17 protein-coding genes are annotated in these 17,362 nt (G+C 72.1%); 11 read left to right on the top strand and 6 right to left on the bottom strand.

The features are described 5' to 3' along the window. Window positions 1-45 precede the first annotated feature (45 nt). The gene (locus ACFTQE_RS17110) at window positions 46-1,368 is read right to left on the bottom strand and encodes a bifunctional o-acetylhomoserine/o-acetylserine sulfhydrylase (protein WP_375837189.1); all 1,323 of its coding nucleotides are present in this window, start codon (window positions 1,366-1,368) and stop codon (window positions 46-48) included. Window positions 1,369-1,503: 135 nt separating this feature from the next. Then, on the bottom strand, window positions 1,504-2,604 hold the full coding sequence (locus tag ACFTQE_RS17105) for an acyltransferase family protein (RefSeq protein WP_376926199.1): 1,101 nt from the start codon (window positions 2,602-2,604) through the stop codon (window positions 1,504-1,506). A gap of 48 nt (window positions 2,605-2,652) precedes the next feature. Here ACFTQE_RS17105 and ACFTQE_RS17100 point away from each other — a divergent pair, with 48 nt between their 5' ends. From ACFTQE_RS17100 to ACFTQE_RS17075, 6 genes are all read left to right on the top strand, one after another. Next, on the top strand, window positions 2,653-3,435 hold the full coding sequence (locus ACFTQE_RS17100; RefSeq protein ID WP_376926198.1) for an SDR family NAD(P)-dependent oxidoreductase: 783 nt from the start codon (window positions 2,653-2,655) through the stop codon (window positions 3,433-3,435). Next, complete coding sequence (locus tag ACFTQE_RS17095) at window positions 3,435-4,256, top strand: potassium channel family protein (protein WP_376926197.1); 822 nt, start codon at window positions 3,435-3,437, stop codon at window positions 4,254-4,256. Before ACFTQE_RS17100 ends, ACFTQE_RS17095 begins: the two co-directional genes overlap by 1 nt. A 55-nt stretch (window positions 4,257-4,311) precedes the next feature. Next, window positions 4,312-4,836, top strand: coding sequence for a phosphoribosyltransferase (locus tag ACFTQE_RS17090; RefSeq protein ID WP_376926196.1), 525 nt, complete (start codon window positions 4,312-4,314; stop codon window positions 4,834-4,836). After that, on the top strand, window positions 4,833-5,573 hold the full coding sequence (locus tag ACFTQE_RS17085) for a Type 1 glutamine amidotransferase-like domain-containing protein (RefSeq protein WP_376926195.1): 741 nt from the start codon (window positions 4,833-4,835) through the stop codon (window positions 5,571-5,573). Before ACFTQE_RS17090 ends, ACFTQE_RS17085 begins: the two co-directional genes overlap by 4 nt. Window positions 5,574-5,582: 9 nt before the next feature. Continuing rightward, the gene (locus tag ACFTQE_RS17080) at window positions 5,583-6,269 is read left to right on the top strand and encodes a uracil-DNA glycosylase (RefSeq protein WP_376926200.1); all 687 of its coding nucleotides are present in this window, start codon (window positions 5,583-5,585) and stop codon (window positions 6,267-6,269) included. A gap of 78 nt (window positions 6,270-6,347) precedes the next feature. Then, entirely contained in the window at window positions 6,348-6,926 is a 579-nt protein-coding gene (locus ACFTQE_RS17075) for a GNAT family N-acetyltransferase (protein WP_376926194.1), read from the top strand. A 66-nt stretch (window positions 6,927-6,992) separates the two neighbouring features. On the opposite strand, the gene ACFTQE_RS17070 is transcribed toward ACFTQE_RS17075, so the two are convergent. Beyond that, a complete protein-coding gene (locus tag ACFTQE_RS17070; RefSeq protein ID WP_376926193.1) occupies window positions 6,993-7,637 on the bottom strand; it encodes a hypothetical protein in 645 nt (214 codons plus the stop codon). A gap of 70 nt (window positions 7,638-7,707) precedes the next feature. On the opposite strand from ACFTQE_RS17070, the gene ACFTQE_RS17065 reads away from it, so the two are divergent. From ACFTQE_RS17065 to ACFTQE_RS17045, 5 genes are all read left to right on the top strand, one after another. Then, entirely contained in the window at window positions 7,708-9,132 is a 1,425-nt protein-coding gene (locus ACFTQE_RS17065) for an amidase (protein ID WP_376926192.1), read from the top strand. 105 nt (window positions 9,133-9,237) lie between these two features. Next, window positions 9,238-10,110 carry an ABC transporter ATP-binding protein gene (locus ACFTQE_RS17060; protein WP_376926191.1) on the top strand — a complete coding sequence of 291 codons (873 nt, stop codon included), beginning with the start codon at window positions 9,238-9,240 and terminating at the stop codon, window positions 10,108-10,110. A 64-nt stretch (window positions 10,111-10,174) separates the two neighbouring features. Continuing rightward, entirely contained in the window at window positions 10,175-11,155 is a 981-nt protein-coding gene (locus tag ACFTQE_RS17055; RefSeq protein ID WP_376926190.1) for an iron-siderophore ABC transporter substrate-binding protein, read from the top strand. Continuing rightward, window positions 11,127-13,253, top strand: a complete 2,127-nt coding sequence (locus ACFTQE_RS17050; RefSeq protein WP_376926189.1) for an iron ABC transporter permease — start codon at window positions 11,127-11,129, stop codon at window positions 13,251-13,253. Before ACFTQE_RS17055 ends, ACFTQE_RS17050 begins: the two co-directional genes overlap by 29 nt. A gap of 42 nt (window positions 13,254-13,295) precedes the next feature. After that, window positions 13,296-14,234 (top strand): siderophore-interacting protein, encoded by a 939-nt coding sequence (locus ACFTQE_RS17045; RefSeq protein WP_376926188.1) that lies wholly within the window; start codon window positions 13,296-13,298, stop codon window positions 14,232-14,234. Here the strand turns inward: ACFTQE_RS17045 and ACFTQE_RS17040 are convergent. The 3 genes from ACFTQE_RS17040 to ACFTQE_RS17030 form a co-directional block, all read right to left on the bottom strand. After that, the gene (locus ACFTQE_RS17040) at window positions 14,197-14,628 is read right to left on the bottom strand and encodes a Fe-S oxidoreductase (RefSeq protein ID WP_376926187.1); all 432 of its coding nucleotides are present in this window, start codon (window positions 14,626-14,628) and stop codon (window positions 14,197-14,199) included. The two genes, ACFTQE_RS17045 and ACFTQE_RS17040, sit on opposite strands and share 38 nt — an antisense overlap. After that, window positions 14,625-16,154, bottom strand: coding sequence for a dihydrolipoyl dehydrogenase family protein (locus ACFTQE_RS17035; protein ID WP_376926186.1), 1,530 nt, complete (start codon window positions 16,152-16,154; stop codon window positions 14,625-14,627). The genes ACFTQE_RS17040 and ACFTQE_RS17035 overlap by 4 nt, the downstream gene beginning before the upstream one ends. 79 nt (window positions 16,155-16,233) lie before the next feature. Further along, on the bottom strand, window positions 16,234-17,085 hold the full coding sequence (locus ACFTQE_RS17030) for an arginase family protein (protein ID WP_376926185.1): 852 nt from the start codon (window positions 17,083-17,085) through the stop codon (window positions 16,234-16,236). Window positions 17,086-17,362: the final 277 nt, after the last annotated feature.

Here is a 17,362-nt window from a genome sequence, read left to right as displayed (position 1 = left end):
CAGGGCCCCTGCAGGTCCGCGGCATCCGCCGTTCGCGGTGGTGCGTCAGACGCGAGCGGCCTCCGTGGCGGCGCGCGCGGCGGCGAAGCCCGCCTCGAGGTCGGCCTTCAGGTCGTCGATGTTCTCGATGCCGACCGACAGGCGCACGAGGCCCGGCGTGACACCGGTCGTGAGCTGCTGCTCGGGAGTCAGCTGCGAGTGCGTCGTCGACGCCGGGTGGATGACGAGCGAACGCACGTCGCCGATGTTGGCGAGGTGGCTGAACAGCGACAGGTTGTCGACGAGCGCACGCCCGGCGTCGACGCCGCCCTTCAGCTCGAACGAGAGCACCGCGCCGACGCCCTTGGGGGCGTAGGTGTTGGCAGCCGCGTACCAGGGGCTCGACGGCAGGCCCGAGTAGTTGACGCTCGCGACGTCGGGGTGGTTGTCGAGCCACTCCGCGATCTCCTGGGCGTTCTGCACGTGGCGCTCGATGCGGAGCGAGAGCGTCTCGATGCCCTGGATGAGGAGCCACGCGCTGTTCGGCGCGATCGCCGCGCCGAGGTCGCGGAGCAGCTGCACGCGCGCCTTGATGACGTAGGCGAGCCCGTCGCCGACCGCGGCCGTGTAGCTCGCGCCGTGGTACGAGGGGTCGGGCTCGGTCAGTCCGGGGAACTTCTCGACGTTCTTCGACCACTCGAACTTGCCGCCGTCGACGATGACGCCGCCGATGGTGGTGCCGTGGCCGCCGAGGAACTTGGTGGCCGAGTGGATGATGATGTCGGCGCCGTGCTCGAACGGACGGATGAGGTACGGCGTCGCGATCGTGTTGTCGACGATGAGCGGCACGCCCGAGTCGTGCGCGACGCCCGAGACGAGGCCGATGTCGAGCACGTTGATCTTCGGGTTGCCGATCGTCTCGGCGAAGAAGAGCTTCGTGTTCGGGCGCACGGCGCGGCGCCACTCGTCGGCGTCGTCCTGGTTCTCGACGAAGGTCGTCTCGATGCCGAGCTTGGCGAGCGTGTACTTGAAGAGGTTGTACGTGCCGCCGTAGATCGACGACGACGAGACGATGTGGTCGCCGGCCTGCGCGATGTTCAGCACGGCGAACGTCGACGCCGACTGGCCCGATGCCACGAGCAGCGCACCGGTGCCGCCCTCGAGCGCGGCGATGCGCTCTTCGACGACGGCCTGCGTCGGGTTCTGGATGCGCGTGTAGATGTTGCCGAACTCGGCGAGCGCGAAGAGGTTCTGCGCGTGCTCCGCGCTGTTGAACACGTATGACGTGGTCTGGTAGATCGGCGTGGCGCGGGCGTTGGTCACGGGGTCGGGAGCGGCTCCCGAGTGCACCTGCTTGGTCTCGAAGCGCCAGTCGGCGGTCTCGGTCATGGACGTCTCCTCAGGAACGGCTCGGGCGGGTTCGCCGCAGCTTTCGAGTCACGTTAGGCGGGCGCGCCGAGAGGGGCAACGGATGCCGCAACACGGCGTCACGCACGCGGCATCCGCTCGACCGGTGGAGCCGGCCTACCGGGGCCCCGCCTCGGGCGGCAGCACGATCGTGCCGGTCGCGGTCGACGGCTCGGGGCGGAACAGCCACCTGGCCTTCGGCTCGACGAGCGGACGGAACACGCGGCGCACGGGTTTCAGCGAGAGCACGATCGAGATCGCGACGCAGAAGAGCATCATCGCCGGCAGCACCCAGAAGGGCTGGTCGCCGGCGAGCACCTCGGTCTCGCGGAACGGGAAGAGCACGAAGGTGTGCAGCAGGTAGATGTACATCGTGGCCGTGCCGAACGGCGTGAACCAGTGCGCGCCGCGGGGCATCAGCACGAGGAACGCGACCGACAGGAGCATCGCGAAGAGCAGGAGCCCCAGGCGGATGGCGCCCGACCACGGCTCGTCGTAGCCGATCGCCTGGTACGACTCGTCGTAGAGCATGAAGCGGCGCAGCTTCAGGTCGCGCCACGTCTCGATCGCGAGCGGCATGAGCACGAGCGTCACGCCGAACAACGCGATGGCACCGGCCCGCCAGCGCCATGCGACGGCGGCGCGGAGTTCGAGCCAGCGGCCGGTGAGCTGCCACTGGCGCAGCTTCCAGCCGAAGACGAAGAACGGGAGCATGCCGAACGTGCGGGAGAGGGCGAAGGTCGAGTCGATCGACTCGGTGTACCCGGCGCCGATCGAGATGGCGATCGCGATGAGCAGGGGGTAGCGGAGCAGCACGAGGTATGGCAGTACGATGCGCCACACCGCGAGGGCGATGAGGAACCAGAGCGTCCATGACGCCGTGGCGAAATCGAGGGAGAAGTCGCTTCCGAGCAGCCACTTGATGATCGTCCAGATCGTCTCGAAGATGAGGAAGGGGAAGACGATGTCGGTGAGGATCTGTCGGAGCGCCCTCGCGTTCGGCGGTCCGGACTTCGCGAAGTACCCGCTGACCGTGACGAAGACCGCCACGTGGAACGAGTAGATGAACAGGTAGACGCTGTAGGCGGAGTTCGACTCGCCGATCAGCGGGAGGATGCCGTGGCCGATGACCACCAGCGTGATCGCGATCCAGCGGGCGTTGTCCCACAGGGGGACACGTCTGCGCTTGGTCGGGGTTGCCGGCGGTCGCGAATGCATCAGTCCATTCAACCGCACGAGCGAGGCCCGGCAGGGCAGAATGGGCGCATGAGTGAGCTTCGAGTGGTCGTGACCGGTGCGAGTTCCGGCATCGGTGCAGCGACGGTGCGCGCGTTTCGCGCGGCCGGCTGGGACGTCGTCGGGGTCGCGCGCCGCGAGGAGCGCCTGCAGGCGCTCGCCGAGGAGACCGGGGCATCCGTCGTGGTCGCCGACCTCACGAAGCAGGCCGACGTCGACCGCCTCCGCGACCACCTCGAGGCGACGGGGCCCGTGCACGCCCTCGTCAACAACGCGGGCGGCGCCAAGGGGCTCGACTCGGTCGAGGCCTCCGACGTCGACGACTGGGCGTGGATGTTCGAGGTGAACGTGCTCGCGCTGAAGCGCGTGACGAGCACGCTGCTGCCGCTGCTGCGGCGCGGTGCGGTCGAGCGCGGCGTGGCCGACATCGTGAACATCACCTCGATCGCGGGGCACACCGCCTACGTCGGCGGCGGCGGGTACAACGCCGCCAAGTTCGCCGCGCACGCGCTCACCGAGGTGCTGCGGCTTGAGCTGAACGGCGAACCCCTGCGGGTCATCGAGGTCGCGCCGGGCATGGTGAAGACCGACGAGTTCGCGCTCGTCCGCTTCGGCGGCGACCGCGCCAGGGCCGAGGCGGTCTACGACGACGTGCCCGAGCCGCTCGTCGCCGAGGACATCGCGGCGATCGTCGCCGACGCCGTGCTGAAGCCGCGTCACGTCGACCTCGACCTGATCATCGTCAAGCCCGTCGCCCAGGCCGCTCCGTACCGGCTGACGAAGGGGCCGCTGACCGTGCGCGGCGAGGGATGATGGCCGAGGAGCCGGCGACGGGGGCGCGGCGACGCACCGACTGGGAGCGCGTCACCACGGTGCCGCTCGTCGTACTCGGCGTCGTCTTCATCGTCGCGTACACGATCTACGTGCTCGCCCCGTGGATTCCGCGGGGACCGGGTTCGCTCCTGTTCTTCGCACTCGTGGCGGCGTGGCTGGTCTTCGTGATCGACGTCGTGGTGCGCATAGCGCTCACACCGCGCGGCGGCAGGTGGAAGTGGGTCCGCACGCACCCGATCGACGTCCTCTCGGCGATCATCCCGGTGTTCCGCGCGTTCCGGGTGCTCTCCCTGCTGCGCGAAGTGCCGTACCTGCAGCGCCGGAGCGGCGCAGCGGTGCGTGCGAACATCATCATCTTCGGCTCCACGTACGCCGTCGTCTTCGTGTACTTCATCGCGTTGGCGACGCTGCAGGCGGAGCGCAACGCCCCGGGTGCCACCATCACCACGTTCGGCGACTCCATCTGGTGGGCCATCGTCACGATCGCGACGGTGGGCTACGGCGACATGTATCCGGTCACCACCGAGGGGCGCTTCTACGCGGTGTTCCTCATGGCCGGCGGCGTCGCCATCGTCGGCACGGCATCGGCGACGATCATCTCGTACATCGGCGACAAGGTGAGTCAGGTGCGGGCGCACCACTCAGGCGGCGCGGGCGCAGTGCTCGACATGCTCGGGACCTCGGACGCCGCCGACGCACCGCCTGCTGACGAGGCGTCCGCCGGCGAGCCGCTCGCAGGCGAGTCTCTCGCCGGTGAGCCGCTCGCCGACGAGCCGCGTTCCGACGACTCCCCGCGCTGACCGGTCGCGCCGGTGCGTCACCGGGCGCGCGCCGAGCGGCGACTAGCCTTGGAGCATGACCTTCGATGCGAATGACGCCGGCACGGCCGACGACGGGATCCGGCGCGAGATCCTCACCTGGGACGATTTCGCCGATGCCGCGCGGCAGGTCGCGGCCGACGTGCTCGGCTCCGGGTTCCGACCCGACGTGGTGATCGCGATCGCCCGCGGCGGACTGCTGTTCGCGGGCGCCATCGCGTACGCGCTCGGCACCAAGGCCTGCGGCTCGATCAACGTGGAGTTCTACTCCGGCGTCGACGAACGGCTGCCCGAGCCCGTGCTGCACCCGCCGATGCTCGACGCGCCCGCACTCGGCGGCAAGCGCGTGCTCCTCGTCGACGACGTCTCCGATTCCGGCCGCACGCTCGCGAAGGTCGTCGGCATCCTGGGCGAGGCCGGCGCCGACGTGCGCAGCGCGACGCTCTACACGAAGTCGCACACCGTGCTCGAGCCCGACTTCGACTACCGCCGCACCGACGACTGGATCGTCTTCCCGTGGTCGGCGCTGCCGCCCGTCGTGGTCGGCGAGGGCGCCGCATGAGCGTGCACCTCATCGGCGGCGGGGCGACCACGAGCGCGGATGCCGCGTTGCACGCGCCGTTCGTCGCCGAAGCCGCAGCCCGGGCGAGTGCAGCAGGCCGCGCCCGGCCGCGCATCGCCGTGATCTCCCTGCATCCCGAGTCCGAGGAGAAGGCCGCGGCGCTCGGCGAGCTCCTGACTGCGGCAGGCCGCGGCGACGGGATCGACGGGATCGAGGTGCATGCGACCGCGGGGCGGCCCGGCGAACCGGTCGCGCTCACCGCGATCGCCGACGTCGACGGCATCGCCGTGGGCGGCGGCCACGTCGAAGACGTGCGGGCCGGACTCAAACCGCTGTTCGACGAGCTGCGCCGGCAGGTCGCCGACGGCGTGCCCTATCTCGGCGTCTCGGCGGGCGCGATGGTCGCGGCCGAGGGTTCGCTCGGAAGCGGCTCGCGCATCGGCGGCGTGCAGGTCGCACCCGAGGACCCCGACGACGAGGACGAGCCGCTCGAGCTCGAGATCGAGTCCGGGATCGGCCTGGTCGACGTCGCCATCGAGGTGCACGTCGCTCAGCGCGGCATGCTCTCCCGCCTGGTCGCCGCCGTCGAGTCCGGGCTCATCGCCGGCGGGCTCGGCATCGACGAGCGCACGGCGCTGATCGTGGGCGACGGCCGCCTCGGTTCCGCGGGGAAGGGCAGCGTCTGGCGGGTGCTTCCGACCGAGGGCGGCGTGCTGGTCTCCACGATCGGCATCTGAGTGGACTCGGTGCAGTCGCCCGACGCGTTCGCGGCCGGCCGGCTCGACCCGGGCTGGTCCGAAGCACTCGCCCCGGTCGCACCCGACCTCGCCGCACTCGATCGGTTCCTCAGGGGCGAGGCCGATGCCGGGCGCGGGTACCTCCCGGCGGCCGACGACGTGCTCCGCGCGTTCCGTGCACCGCTCGACGACGTGCGCGTGCTCATCGTCGGCCAGGACCCGTACCCCACTCCGGGGCATCCGATCGGCCTCTCCTTCGCCGTCGACCGGCACGTGCGTCCGCTGCCGCGGAGCCTGGTGAACATCTCCCGCGAACTCGTCGACGACCTCGGCACGGCGCCGCTGCCGCACGGCGACCTCACGCACTGGAGCGAGAACGGCGTCATGCTGCTGAACCGCGTGCTGACGGTCGGCCCGGGCGCGGCCGGTTCGCACCGGGGCAAGGGGTGGGAGGCGGTCACCGACCATGCGATCCGCACGCTCGTCGCGCGCGATCGACCGCTCGTCGCGATCCTCTGGGGGCGCGACGCGCAGCGACTCGCGCCGCTGCTCGGCGCGACGCCGCTGATCGAGTCCGCGCATCCGAGCCCGCTCTCGGCGTCGCGCGGCTTCTTCGGGTCGAAGCCGTTCAGCCGGGCGAACGCGCTGCTCCAGGCGCAGGGCGCCGAACCGGTCGACTGGGGCCTACCGGCCTGACCGGCCACGCCGTCGCGCCGCACGGCGGCCACGCGTCGACGTAACCCGGCGGCAACATGCCGCGGGTATTCTGGCCGCATGCTCGAAGAGGAATACCAGGAGCGCCGCGTGCTGCCGCCCCACCTTCGGAAGCCCGTGCCCGCCGAAGCGCCGTTCGAGTACGCGATCCGCGAGGCCCGCGCCACCGACCTTCCCGCCGTCCGCGAGATCTACAACTACTACGTCGCCAATTCCACGGTCACCTTCGACGAGGATGCGATGACGCTGAAGGAGTGGAAGACGAAGTTCGCCTACCTCGAGAAGCTCGGCATGCCGTTCATCGTCGCGGAGTCGCCGAGCGGCCAGCTGCTCGGCTACGCGCTCGTCTCCCCGTGGAAGCCGAAACGCGCCTACCGGTTCACGGTCGAGAACTCGATCTACCTCGGCCCCGCGGCATCCGGCAAGGGGCTCGGCCGAGTGCTGCTCGCCGAGCTCATCGACCGATCGAAGGCCGCCGGCCTCAAGGAGATGATCGCGGTCATCGCCGACCAGGGTGCCGAGGCGTCGATCGCGCTCCACGAGAAGTTCGGCTTCGAGGAGATCGGTCGCATGGGCCGGGTGGGCTTCAAGTTCGACCGCTGGCTCGGCACGGTGCTGTTGCAGCGGTCGCTCAAGTAGCCGAGCGGATGCCGCGGTGCGGGTGACGTGGGACGCGCGGTGCGGGCGTGAGCTGCGGGCGTGCCGTCAGAACGTGATCTCGATCGTGCCGGCCGCGGGAGGACCCGCGAGCGCTACGACGAGGCCGGTGGCCGCGAAGAGTGCGGGATGCGCGAGCCCGACCACGATTCGACGCACGGCCGGTCGGGACTCGAACATGCTCACCGGCACCCGGTCGGCCTTCGGCACCTCGGCCCACCCGCGCACCCGCACGAGGAACCACGCGCATCGCAGCACGAACGCCGCCCAGAGCACGGCGGCCACGACCGGTACGACGACGAGCATGAGGTCGAGTCCGATGTCGATGATCTCGTCCTCGCGGTGCTCGGCCGCGAGCTGGATCGACTGCGAGATCGCCGCTCCGACGACCACAGACAGGCCCCAAGCAGCCAGCCCGAAGACGAGGGCGAGGTAGCGCACGAAGAAGTGCGAGAACACCGAGCTCATCTCCTCGAAGTGCGACCGGGGCGTCGCGGCGAGCACGAGCACGGTCGCGATCGTCGACGGCAGCACGAGCAGGCCGATCAGGAGCCAGTCGAGCAGTCCGTGCCAGTCGAGCGAGACCGCGACGAGGAGCGCGACGGCGAACACGATGCTCCACCCGACGCCCCAGACCAGCGGATGCCGCGTGATCGAGGTCTTGACCCTGGCCGCGACGGGATTCCTGCCCACGGCAACATGCTAGCGGCAGGCCCTGCCTGGCCTGGCTTGGGGCGCGGCGCGCTGGCCGTAGGCTCGGGGAATGACGTCCCTGCACGATCACACCGCCCTCGAACTCCACCAGATGCTGCAGCGGGGCGACGTCTCGCCCGTCGAGCTCACGGAGCACTATCTCGCCCGCGTCGAGCGACTGGATCCCGAGGTCGGCGCGTTCGCCGCCGTGACACCCGAGGCGGCGCTCGAACGGGCGCGCCACGTCACGGCCGAGGTGCCGAAGACCGCGCCGCTCTGGGGCCTGCCCCTCGCCGACAAGGACCTGCACCTCCGTGCCGGCGTGCCCGCCCGGTTCGGCTCCCGGGTGTTCGCCGACTTCGTGCCGGACGCCTCCGACGAACTCGTGCAGTCGGTCGACGCGGCCGGCGCGGTCAGCCTCGGCAAGTCGCAGACCCCCGAGTTCGGGCTGCCGTCGTACACCGAGGGCGTCGGCGCGATCCCGACCAGGAACCCGTGGGACCTCTCGCTCGGCGCCGGCGGTTCGAGCGGGGGAGCAGCGGCGGCCGTGGCATCCGGAATGCTGCCCTTCGCGCCCGGATCCGACGGCGGCGGGTCGATCCGCATCCCGGCCGCCTCGTGCGGGCTCGTGGGCGTCAAGCCGAGCCGCGGCCGGGTGCCTGCGGGCTCCGGGATCACAAGCCTTGCGGGGCTCGGCGTCGCCGGTCCGCTCGCCCGCACGGTCGCCGACGCCGCCCTGCTCCTCGATGGGCTGATCGCCCCCGCCGGGTATCCGGCGGCGCATCGATTCGCGATGCGCGCGCCCGGCGACGACGGGCCGTTCCTCGGCGCGGCGATCAGGGGCGAGGGCAGGTTCCAGCTCGGCGTCATGACCGATTCGCCGTGGGACGACGCCTACGACATCGTGATCGATCCCGACGCGCGATCGGCGCTCGACGTCGCGATCGAGGCGCTCGAGGGGCTCGGCCACGGCATGGAGGCGATGGCGCCGCAGCCCGAGCCCGGGTACTCCGACGCCTTCCGCACGATCTGGCAGGCGGGAGCGGCGACGATCCCCGTCGACGGGGAGGGGGAGGCGCTGCTCGAGCCGCTCACGCGTTGGCTGCTGGCGCGCGGCCGTGCCCTGCCGGCTCGACAGCTCGCCGAGGCACTCGCCTGGCTCACGGGATTCGAGGAGCGGGTCATCCGCCGGTTCGCCTCGTACGACGCGGTGCTGACCCCTGCCCTCGCACTCACGCCGCGTCCCGTCGGCTGGTACGACCCCGCCGACGGCGAGCGCAACTTCGCGCAGCAGGTGCAGTTCACCCCGTTCACCTCGTTCGTGAACGTCTCGGGTCTGCCGGCGATCACCGTGCCGGTCGCCGAGACCGCGGGAGGGGTTCCGATGGGCGTTCAGCTCATCGGTCGGCCGGGCGGGGAGGAGACGCTCTTCTCGATCGCCGCGCAGCTCGAGCGGCGTGTCGGGCGGAGCCGGCGGCATCCTGGAATCTGGTGACCGGGGCGCGCACGGCGGCGACGACCGCCCGTGAACGGCGCGTGTGACCGTCGGTTGCGACGCCCGAGTTGACGGAGTTAGGTAAGCCTCACCTATAGTGGAGCCATGCTCGGTCTCGACCTCACCCTCTCCTACGACGGCGCCCCCGTGGTGCACGGAGCGGAGATCCACCTCGAACCGGGCAAGGTCACCGCGCTCGTCGGTCCCAACGGCAGCGGCAAGTCGACGCTCCTGCGTTCGCTCGCCCGGCTGCACCGGCCCGACGCCGGCCGCGTGCTCCTCGCCGCCGACGACGGCCACACGATCAGCGATGGCGCGCAGGGCACCGAGCCCGCCGACCTCCTCGAGCACGGCATCGACGCGGCCTCGCTGAACGGCCGCGAGTTCGCACGGCGCGTCACCCTGCTCGCCCAGAGCCGGCCGACGCCGGGCGGCATCACCGTGCGCGAACTCGTCGAGTTCGGCCGGCACCCCCACCGCGGCCGGTGGATCGCGGGTGACGCCGACGGCGCCGCGATCGTCGTGCGCGCGATGGAACTGACGGGCGTCGCCGAGTTCGCCGAGCAGTCCGTCGACCGCCTCTCGGGCGGGCAGCTGCAGCGCGTCTGGCTCGCCTCGTGCCTCGCGCAGGACACGAGCGTGCTGCTCCTCGACGAACCGACCACCTACCTCGACCTGCGCTACCAGGTCGAACTCCTCGACCTGATCCGCGAGCTCGCCGACGAGCACGGCGTCACGATCGGCGTCGTGCTCCACGACCTCGACCAGGCGGCCGCCGTCGCCGACCGGGTTGTGCTGCTCGAGTCCGGCCGCGTCCGCGCCGTCGGCACTCCCGCCGAGGTGCTCGTCTCCGACGTGCTGAGCTCGGCCTACGGCATCCGCGTCGACGTCGAGGTCGACGATCGCGGCTGCATCACGACCTGCCCCATCGGCCGCTACAACACGCGTCAACGCGTCGAGCGCCTCGCCGTCGCCTGAAACCTGCGTTCCATCCACCCCCTCGCGTGGGACACCCCTGCCCGCGCACCGATCGAAGGACACCATGAGAAGAGCTGCCGCAACCCGGCCGACCATCGCCCTGACCGCTGCCGCCGCCGCCTCCGTGCTGCTGCTGACCGGCTGCGGCACGACCGAGGAGGCCGGCGCCGCGAGCGGCGACGCGGCGATCGTCGTCACCGACGACCGCGGTGAGTCGATCGAGCTCGCCGCGCCGGCGGAGAAGATCGTCGCCCTCGAGTGGAACACCGCCGAGAACCTCGTCGCGCTCGGCGTCATGCCGGTCGGCGTCGCCGACGTCGAGGGCTACGGCGACTGGGTGAAGTCCGAGAGCCTCGACGACAGCGTCACGGATGTCGGCGGCCGCGGCGAGCCCTCGGTCGACGCCATCGCGGGCCTCGCGCCCGACCTCGTGCTCACCACCACCGACCTCTCCGACTCGGTCATCGCCCAGATCGAGGAGTTCGCGCCGGTGCTCGTCGTTCGCGGCGCCGACGCCTCGAACCCCATCGGCCAGATGGAGTCGAACCTCGAGCGCATCGCGACCGCCACCGGTCACGAGGCCGAGGGCGAGGAGCTGCTCGCCGGCTTCGACGAGAAGCTCGCAGAGGGCAAGGCAGCACTCGAGGCCGCCGGCCTCGCCGGAGCGCCGTTCATGATGAGCGACTCTTGGGCCGATGGCGGCCAGGTCTCCATCCGCCCGTTCGCCGAGGGCGCGCTGCTGACCGCCGTCACCGAGGAGCTCGGCCTCGAGAACACCTGGACGGAGGAGGGCGACGCCGACTACGGCCTCGACTCGACCGACGTCGAGGGCCTCACGGCCGTCGGCGACGTGGAGTTCCTCTACATCGCCAACGGCGAGACCGACGCCTACCAGAAGGAGCTCGCCGACAACGCGATCTGGACCTCGCTGCCGTTCGTGCAGAGCGGCAAGGTGCACCGCCTGCCCGACGGCATCTGGATGTTCGGCGGCCCCTCGTCGATGAACGACTACGTCGATGCCGTCGTCGCGACCCTTGCCGGCTGAACAGGCCCCATCGGTTGAGCAGGCTCAGTCATTGATTCCCGCTCGAGGCGGGGCCACCCGGCCCCGCCTCGGCGCGGTGCTCCTGCTCGCACTCGGTCTCGTCGTCGCGACGCTGCTCGCGGCGGTGCACGTCACGCAGGGTTCCGCCGCCGTCGGCCTGCCCGAGCTGCTCGGCCTGCTGGGCGGCGGATCCGACGACCAGGCCGCGGCGGTCCTCGTGGCGTCGCGGATGCCGCGGCTCGCCGCGGGCGTGCTCGTGGGCGTCGCCCTCGGCGTCGCCGGTCTCGTCATGCAGAGCATCTCGCGAAACGTGCTGGCCTCGCCCGACACCCTCGCGGTCAACGCCGGCTCGTACCTCGCCGTCGTCGTCGTGGCGGCGTTCGGCATCGCGCTGCCGGTCGCGGGGGGCGGCGCCGTCGCCTTCCTCGGCGGCCTCGCGGCGGCCGGGCTCGTGCTCGCCCTCTCGGCGGGCGGCGGTCGTGGCGGCGGCACCGTTCGCCTCGTGCTCGCCGGGTCGGCGATCGCGCTCGCCCTCGCCGCGATCACCACGATGCTGCTGCTGCTCTACCCCGAGCGCACGGAGGGCCTCTTCGCGTGGGGCAACGGCACCCTCGCCCAGACGGGCATGGCGCCCATGCTCCAGCTCGGCCCGGTCGTGCTCCTCGCCGTCGCCGCCCTCTTCCTCTTCGCGCGCCAATTCGACCTCATCGCGCTCGGCGACGACACCGCGACGGTGCTCGGCGTGCCCGTGCGCCGCACCCGCCTCATCGGGCTCCTCCTCGCGGTGCTGCTGTCGGCGGCCGCGGTCACGGTTGCGGGGCCCATCGGCTTCGTCGGTCTCGCGGCACCCGCGATCGTCCGCCTCATCGCGGTGCGCGTGCCCGGCATGCAACGGCACGTGCTCCTCATCCCCGCCTCCGCCCTCATGGGCGTCATCGTCGTGCTCGGAGCCGACGTGCTGCTGCGCCTCGCCTTCGGCGGCCAGGCGGCGGTCGAGGTGCCCACCGGTGTCGTCACCACGATCTTCGGCGCGGTGTTCCTCATCGCGCTCGCCCTGCGCGCCCGCGCCTCCTCCGAGAGCGGCACCGGGTTCGTCATCGGCGCCGGACTCTCGCCTCGCGGGCGGCGGCTCGTGATCGCGGCATCCGCTGTGCTGCTCGTCGTGCTCGCCTTCGTCTCGCTCCTCCTCGGCGACGCCAAGATGCTCGGCGGCGACGTGCTCAACTGGGTGACCGGCCAGGCCGGGCCCCTCGTCGAGTTCGTGATGAACACGCGAGCGCCGAGGGTGGCCGCGGCGATCCTCGCCGGCGCAGCGCTCGCACTCGCCGGCACGGTCGTGCAGGCCGTCTCGCGGAACCCGCTCGCCGAACCCGCCATCCTCGGCGTGACCGGCGGCGCCGGGGTCGGCGCGGTCATGGTGATCACCTTCTGGCCGCTCGCGACGTTCCTCGGCGTGACGGTCGGCGGACTCGTCGGCGCGGCGCTCGCGGCGCTCATCGTGTTCGGACTCGCGATGCGGGGCGGCCTCGCCTCGACGAGACTGATCCTGATCGGGCTCGGGGTCTCGGCCGCGACGGCCGCCATCACCTCGATGCTCATCATCGCGACCGACCCGTACAACGCGGCGAAGGCGCTCACCTGGATGTCGGGCTCGACCTACGGACGCACCTTCCAGCAGTTGATCCCGCTCGCGATCGTGACGCTCATCGCCGTGCCGCTCCTCGCCTCGGCTCGCCGCGAACTCGACCTGCTCGCGTTCGACGACGACACCCCGCGAGTGCTCGGCGTACGGCTCGGCTCGGCGCGACTCGGCCTGCTCGCCGTCAGTGTCGCCCTCACTGCGACCGCGGTCTCGGCGGTGGGCGTGATCGGGTTCGTCGGCCTCGTCGCCCCGCATGCCGCGCGCGCGCTCGTCGGGTCGCGCCACGCCCTCGTGCTCCCGCTCGCGGCGCTCCTCGGCGCACTGCTCGTGTGCGTCGCCGACACGCTCGGCCGCACCGTCATCGCGCCGGCCCAGCTCCCGGCGGGCCTGCTCACCGCGGTCGTCGGCGCTCCCTACTTCGTCTGGCTGCTCTGGCGCTCGCGTCGGAGCGCCTGAGCGACGACGACTGCCTCACCACTTCCGACAGGAGAAATTCGCATGGCCAAGCCCGGATACCGAGTGTTCGACACGAGGGTCGCAGAGATCCGGCGGCTGTCGCCGCACTTCGTGCGCGTGACGTTCCGCTCCGACGACCTGCGGGACCTCGGGTGGGACGGCCCGGACCAGCGCATCAAGGTCGTGCTCCCGCTCGCGTCGAGCGGATTCGACGACGTGCCGTTCGAGGGCGATTGGTATGCGTCGTGGCGCGCGCTGCCCGACGACCGTCGGAACCCCATCCGCACCTACACGATCCGGGCGACGCGCCCGGCGCTCGGCGAGCTCGACGTCGACTTCGTCGCCCACGGCGACAGCGGGCCGGCCTCGCGCTGGATCTCGGCCGCGGCCGTCGGCGACCGCATGCTGATCATCGGTCCCGACGCGACGAGCGACGAGGAGTCGGGCGGGTGGGAATGGCACCCCGGCGCGGCGCGGACGCTGCTCATCGCAGGCGACGAGACCGCGGTGCCCGCGGTCGGCGCGATCCTCGAGCAGTTGCCCGCGGATGCTCGGGGAGCGGTGTTCCTCGAGGTGCCGGAGGCCGGCGACGCGCTCGAACTGCCCGCGCCGGCGGGCGTCGACGTGCACTGGCTGTCTCGCGGTGACACGCCGGCTGCGCCGGAAGCGGAGGAGCGGTACGGCGAGCGCCTCGTCGAGGCCGTCACCGAGTGGGCCGACGCCTGGGTCGAGGCCGACCCCGCGGCCGCCGCCGTGCCGGCCGCGGCGCCCGCCACGGCGCGTGAGCTGCCGACGCTCGACGACGACGAGATCCTCTGGGAGGTGCCGGCCGCCACCGACGACGGCGGGCTCTACGCGTGGCTCGCGGGCGAGGCCTCGGCGATCACGACGCTCCGACGCCACCTCGTGAAGGAGATCGGCGTCGATCGGCGCCGGGTCGCCTTCATGGGGTACTGGAAGCTCGGCCGCGCCGAGGGGTAGGCAGGTAGCCGCCCGCCTCGAGTCCCGCCTCGATCTCGAAGCGGTTCTTCAGCGGGTCGCGCCCGGCGAAGAGGTAGAGCAGCGGGAAGAGCATGCCGTACTTCAGCCACTGCTCCTTGTGCACGGCCTCGTGGCCGAGCACGCGGTCGCCCGCGTTGCGGTTGGTGAGGTAGCAGCCGCCGACGCACGAGCCGCCCCGGCCGAACGTCCACTTCGGCATGCCCGTGAAGACGAGGAGTCCGTGCCGGCGCTCGACCCTGCCGGTGCTCCAGATGAAGCCCCAGGTGAATCCGACGGCGGTCGCCCACCAGTAGCCGAGGCGACTGATGGGGGAGTCCGTCAGCCGGATGCGGAGCGTTCGGTCGCCCGAACGCTGGGGGCGGTCGCCCGTCACGCCGCGGCCTCGCCGTCGGCACGGTCGGCGCGCTCGGACGCGTCGTCGTCGGATGCCTCGGCATCGCCCTGCACCGAGGCATCCGCCGCCCCGGGGCGGCCGAGCGCCTCGAGCAGTCGCAACCAGACCTCGCTCATCGTCGGGAACGCCGGAACGGCGTGCCAGAGCCGGTCGACCTGCACCTCTCCGACGATCGCGATGGTCGCCGCCTGCAGGAGCTCGGCGACGTCCTGACCGACGAAGGTCGCGCCGACGACGGTGTTCCGCTCGGCGTCGACGACGAGTCGCGCCTGCCCCTCGTAGTCGTCGGCGAGGATGCCTGCGCCGCTCACCGAGGAGAGTGGCACGTCGGCGATGCGCACCCGACGACCAGCGCGCTCGGCCTCCGCCGCGGTGAGGCCGACCGAGACGGCCTCGGGCTCGGCGAACACGACCTGCGGCACCGCGGAGTGGTCGGCCGTCGCGACGTGCGCGCCCCACGGCGCCGTCTGTTCCGCCCGGCCGAGTGCGCGAGCGGCGACGAGGTCGCCGACGGCTCGTGCCTGGTACTTGCCCTGATGCGTGAGCAGGGCGCGGTGGTTGAGGTCGCCCGCCGCGTAGAGCCACGGCTGCTCGTCGTTGCCGGTGGCTCCCGTCGCGAGCAGCGTGTCGTCGACGGCGACCCAGTCGCCGGGTTCGAGGCCAACGGTCTCGAGGCCGAGCCGTTCGGAGCGGGGCCGACGCCCGGTGGCGACGAGCACCTCGTCGGCGGTGATGGTCTCGCCGCCGGCGAGGATCACGACGACCTCGCCCGATGCGGTGCGCTCGACGCGCTCGATCGAGGCATCGAGGCGAACGGATGCCCCGAGCCCTCGCAGGCCCTTCGTCACCGCCTCGCCGGCGAACGGCTCCATCGAGCCGAGCAGGCCGCTGCGCGCGAGCACCGTGACCTCGGTGCCGAATCCCGCGAAGGCGGTCGCCATCTCGACGCCCGTGACCCCGCCGCCGATGACGACGAGCCGTGCCGGCGGTTCGGTGACGCTCGTGGCGTCGCGGCTCGCCCACGGGGCGGACTCGGCGAGCCCGTCGATCGGCGGAAAGACGGGATCGGACCCGGTGGCGACGATCACGGCGTGGCGTACCCGGTAGGCGACCTCCTCGGCGCCGGTGCGTTCGACGACGACACGGCGCACGCCGTCGAGGCGGCCGTGCCCCCGCTCGAGGCCGACGCCGATGCTCTCGAGCCACTCGGCGCCGCCCTGGTCGCTCCAGTCGGAGACCCAGTAGTCGCGCCGGGCGAGCACGGCCTGCACGTCGAGCTGTCCGGTGACGGCCTGCTTCGCCCCGCCGACGCGCTGGGCGGCACGGAGCGCGGCCGCGCTGCGCAGCAGCGTCTTCGACGGGATGCACGCCCAGTAGGAGCACTCGCCGCCGACGAGTTCCCGTTCGACCAGCACCACCTCGAGTCCTGCCGCTCGCGCCCGGTCGGCGGCGTTCTCTCCGACCGGTCCGCCGCCGATGACGATGACGTCGACTTCGCGTTCCATCCCGTTCCCCTCCGGTGCCGGCGCGTGCCGACGGCCCGACCCCCAGCCTAGGCAGAAGACGGTGCCGGAGGGGCGGCGATCAGCGCGTCGCGGCGTCGCCGGAGGTCAGTGCGCCGACCAGGCGGAGGATCGTGGGCAGGTCGTCGTCGGCCGATTGCGGCGAAGCGGGCGCGAAACCGGCGATCGCGGCGCCGGCGATCGGGAAACGCGCGGCGACGGCGCGCACGAGCGCGACGAGTTCGGCGGCGCCGATGCCGAACGGCATCGGGTACGAGAGCCCGGCGAGGGCCGCGGGGTCGAGCACGTCGAGGTCGATGTGGATGAACACTTGCGACGCGCCCGTCGCCTCGAGGGCGGCGATCACGACCGAGGGGTCGGAGAGGTCTTCGACGGTGAGCGTCGTCACGTCATGGGCCGCGATGAACCGGCTCTCCTCGTCGTCGATGGCGCGGATGCCGCCGAGCACGAGCCGCTCGGGGGCGACGCGGGTCTCGGGGTCGAGGGCGAGGCCTTCGGCACCCTCGCCGGTGATCGCCCGCAGCGTCATGCCGCCGAAGCCGCCCGACGGCGACGTCTCGGGAGTGTTCAGGTCGGGATGCGCGTCGAGCCACAGCACGGCGAGGTCGCCGTTGGCGCGTGCCGAGGCGTGGCCCACCGATGCGAGGGAGGCGCCGCAGTCGCCGCCGATCGTGAGCGCCCAGTCGGGGACTCGCGACAGCGTCGAGGCCGTGCGCTCCCGCACCCGCAGCAGGGTGCTGTACCGCTGCACTCCGGTGCCGAGCGACTCTCCGGCCTCGACCGGCACCTCGACGACCATGGTCGAGGAGCTCGGGAGGTCGCCGAGGACGGCGTCGGCGCCGTCGGCATGGCTCATGGCGCGGGAGGAGACGGATCCCTGCCAGAGCGGGACCACCACGAACGTTGCGGGCATGTTCTCAAGTATCGCGCTCGCGGCCGGTTTTCGGGTCGGGGCGGTCGGGCACTCGAGTCCGCGCGCGGCGAACACGACGCGGCCGCGCCGTGCGATTCCTCGCGCGGCGCGGCCGTGGCGACTCCGATCACTCGGAGCGGGTCGATCAGCCGCCGATGGCGCCCTGGCTCGAACCGCCGGCCTTCAGCGCGGCGAGCCGGGCGTGGGCGCCGGGGGGGGGCCCCCGGGGGGCGGGGGCCGTGGGAAGAGCGGGGGGGGGCGGCCCGCCGGGCGCGGC

The sequence above is a fragment of the Agromyces sp. NPDC056965 genome (assembly GCF_042673425.1).
Lineage (GTDB): Bacteria > Actinomycetota > Actinomycetes > Actinomycetales > Microbacteriaceae > Agromyces.
Note: the sequence above shows the minus strand (reverse complement) of the source record. Positions and strands in the feature narration are given on the sequence as shown.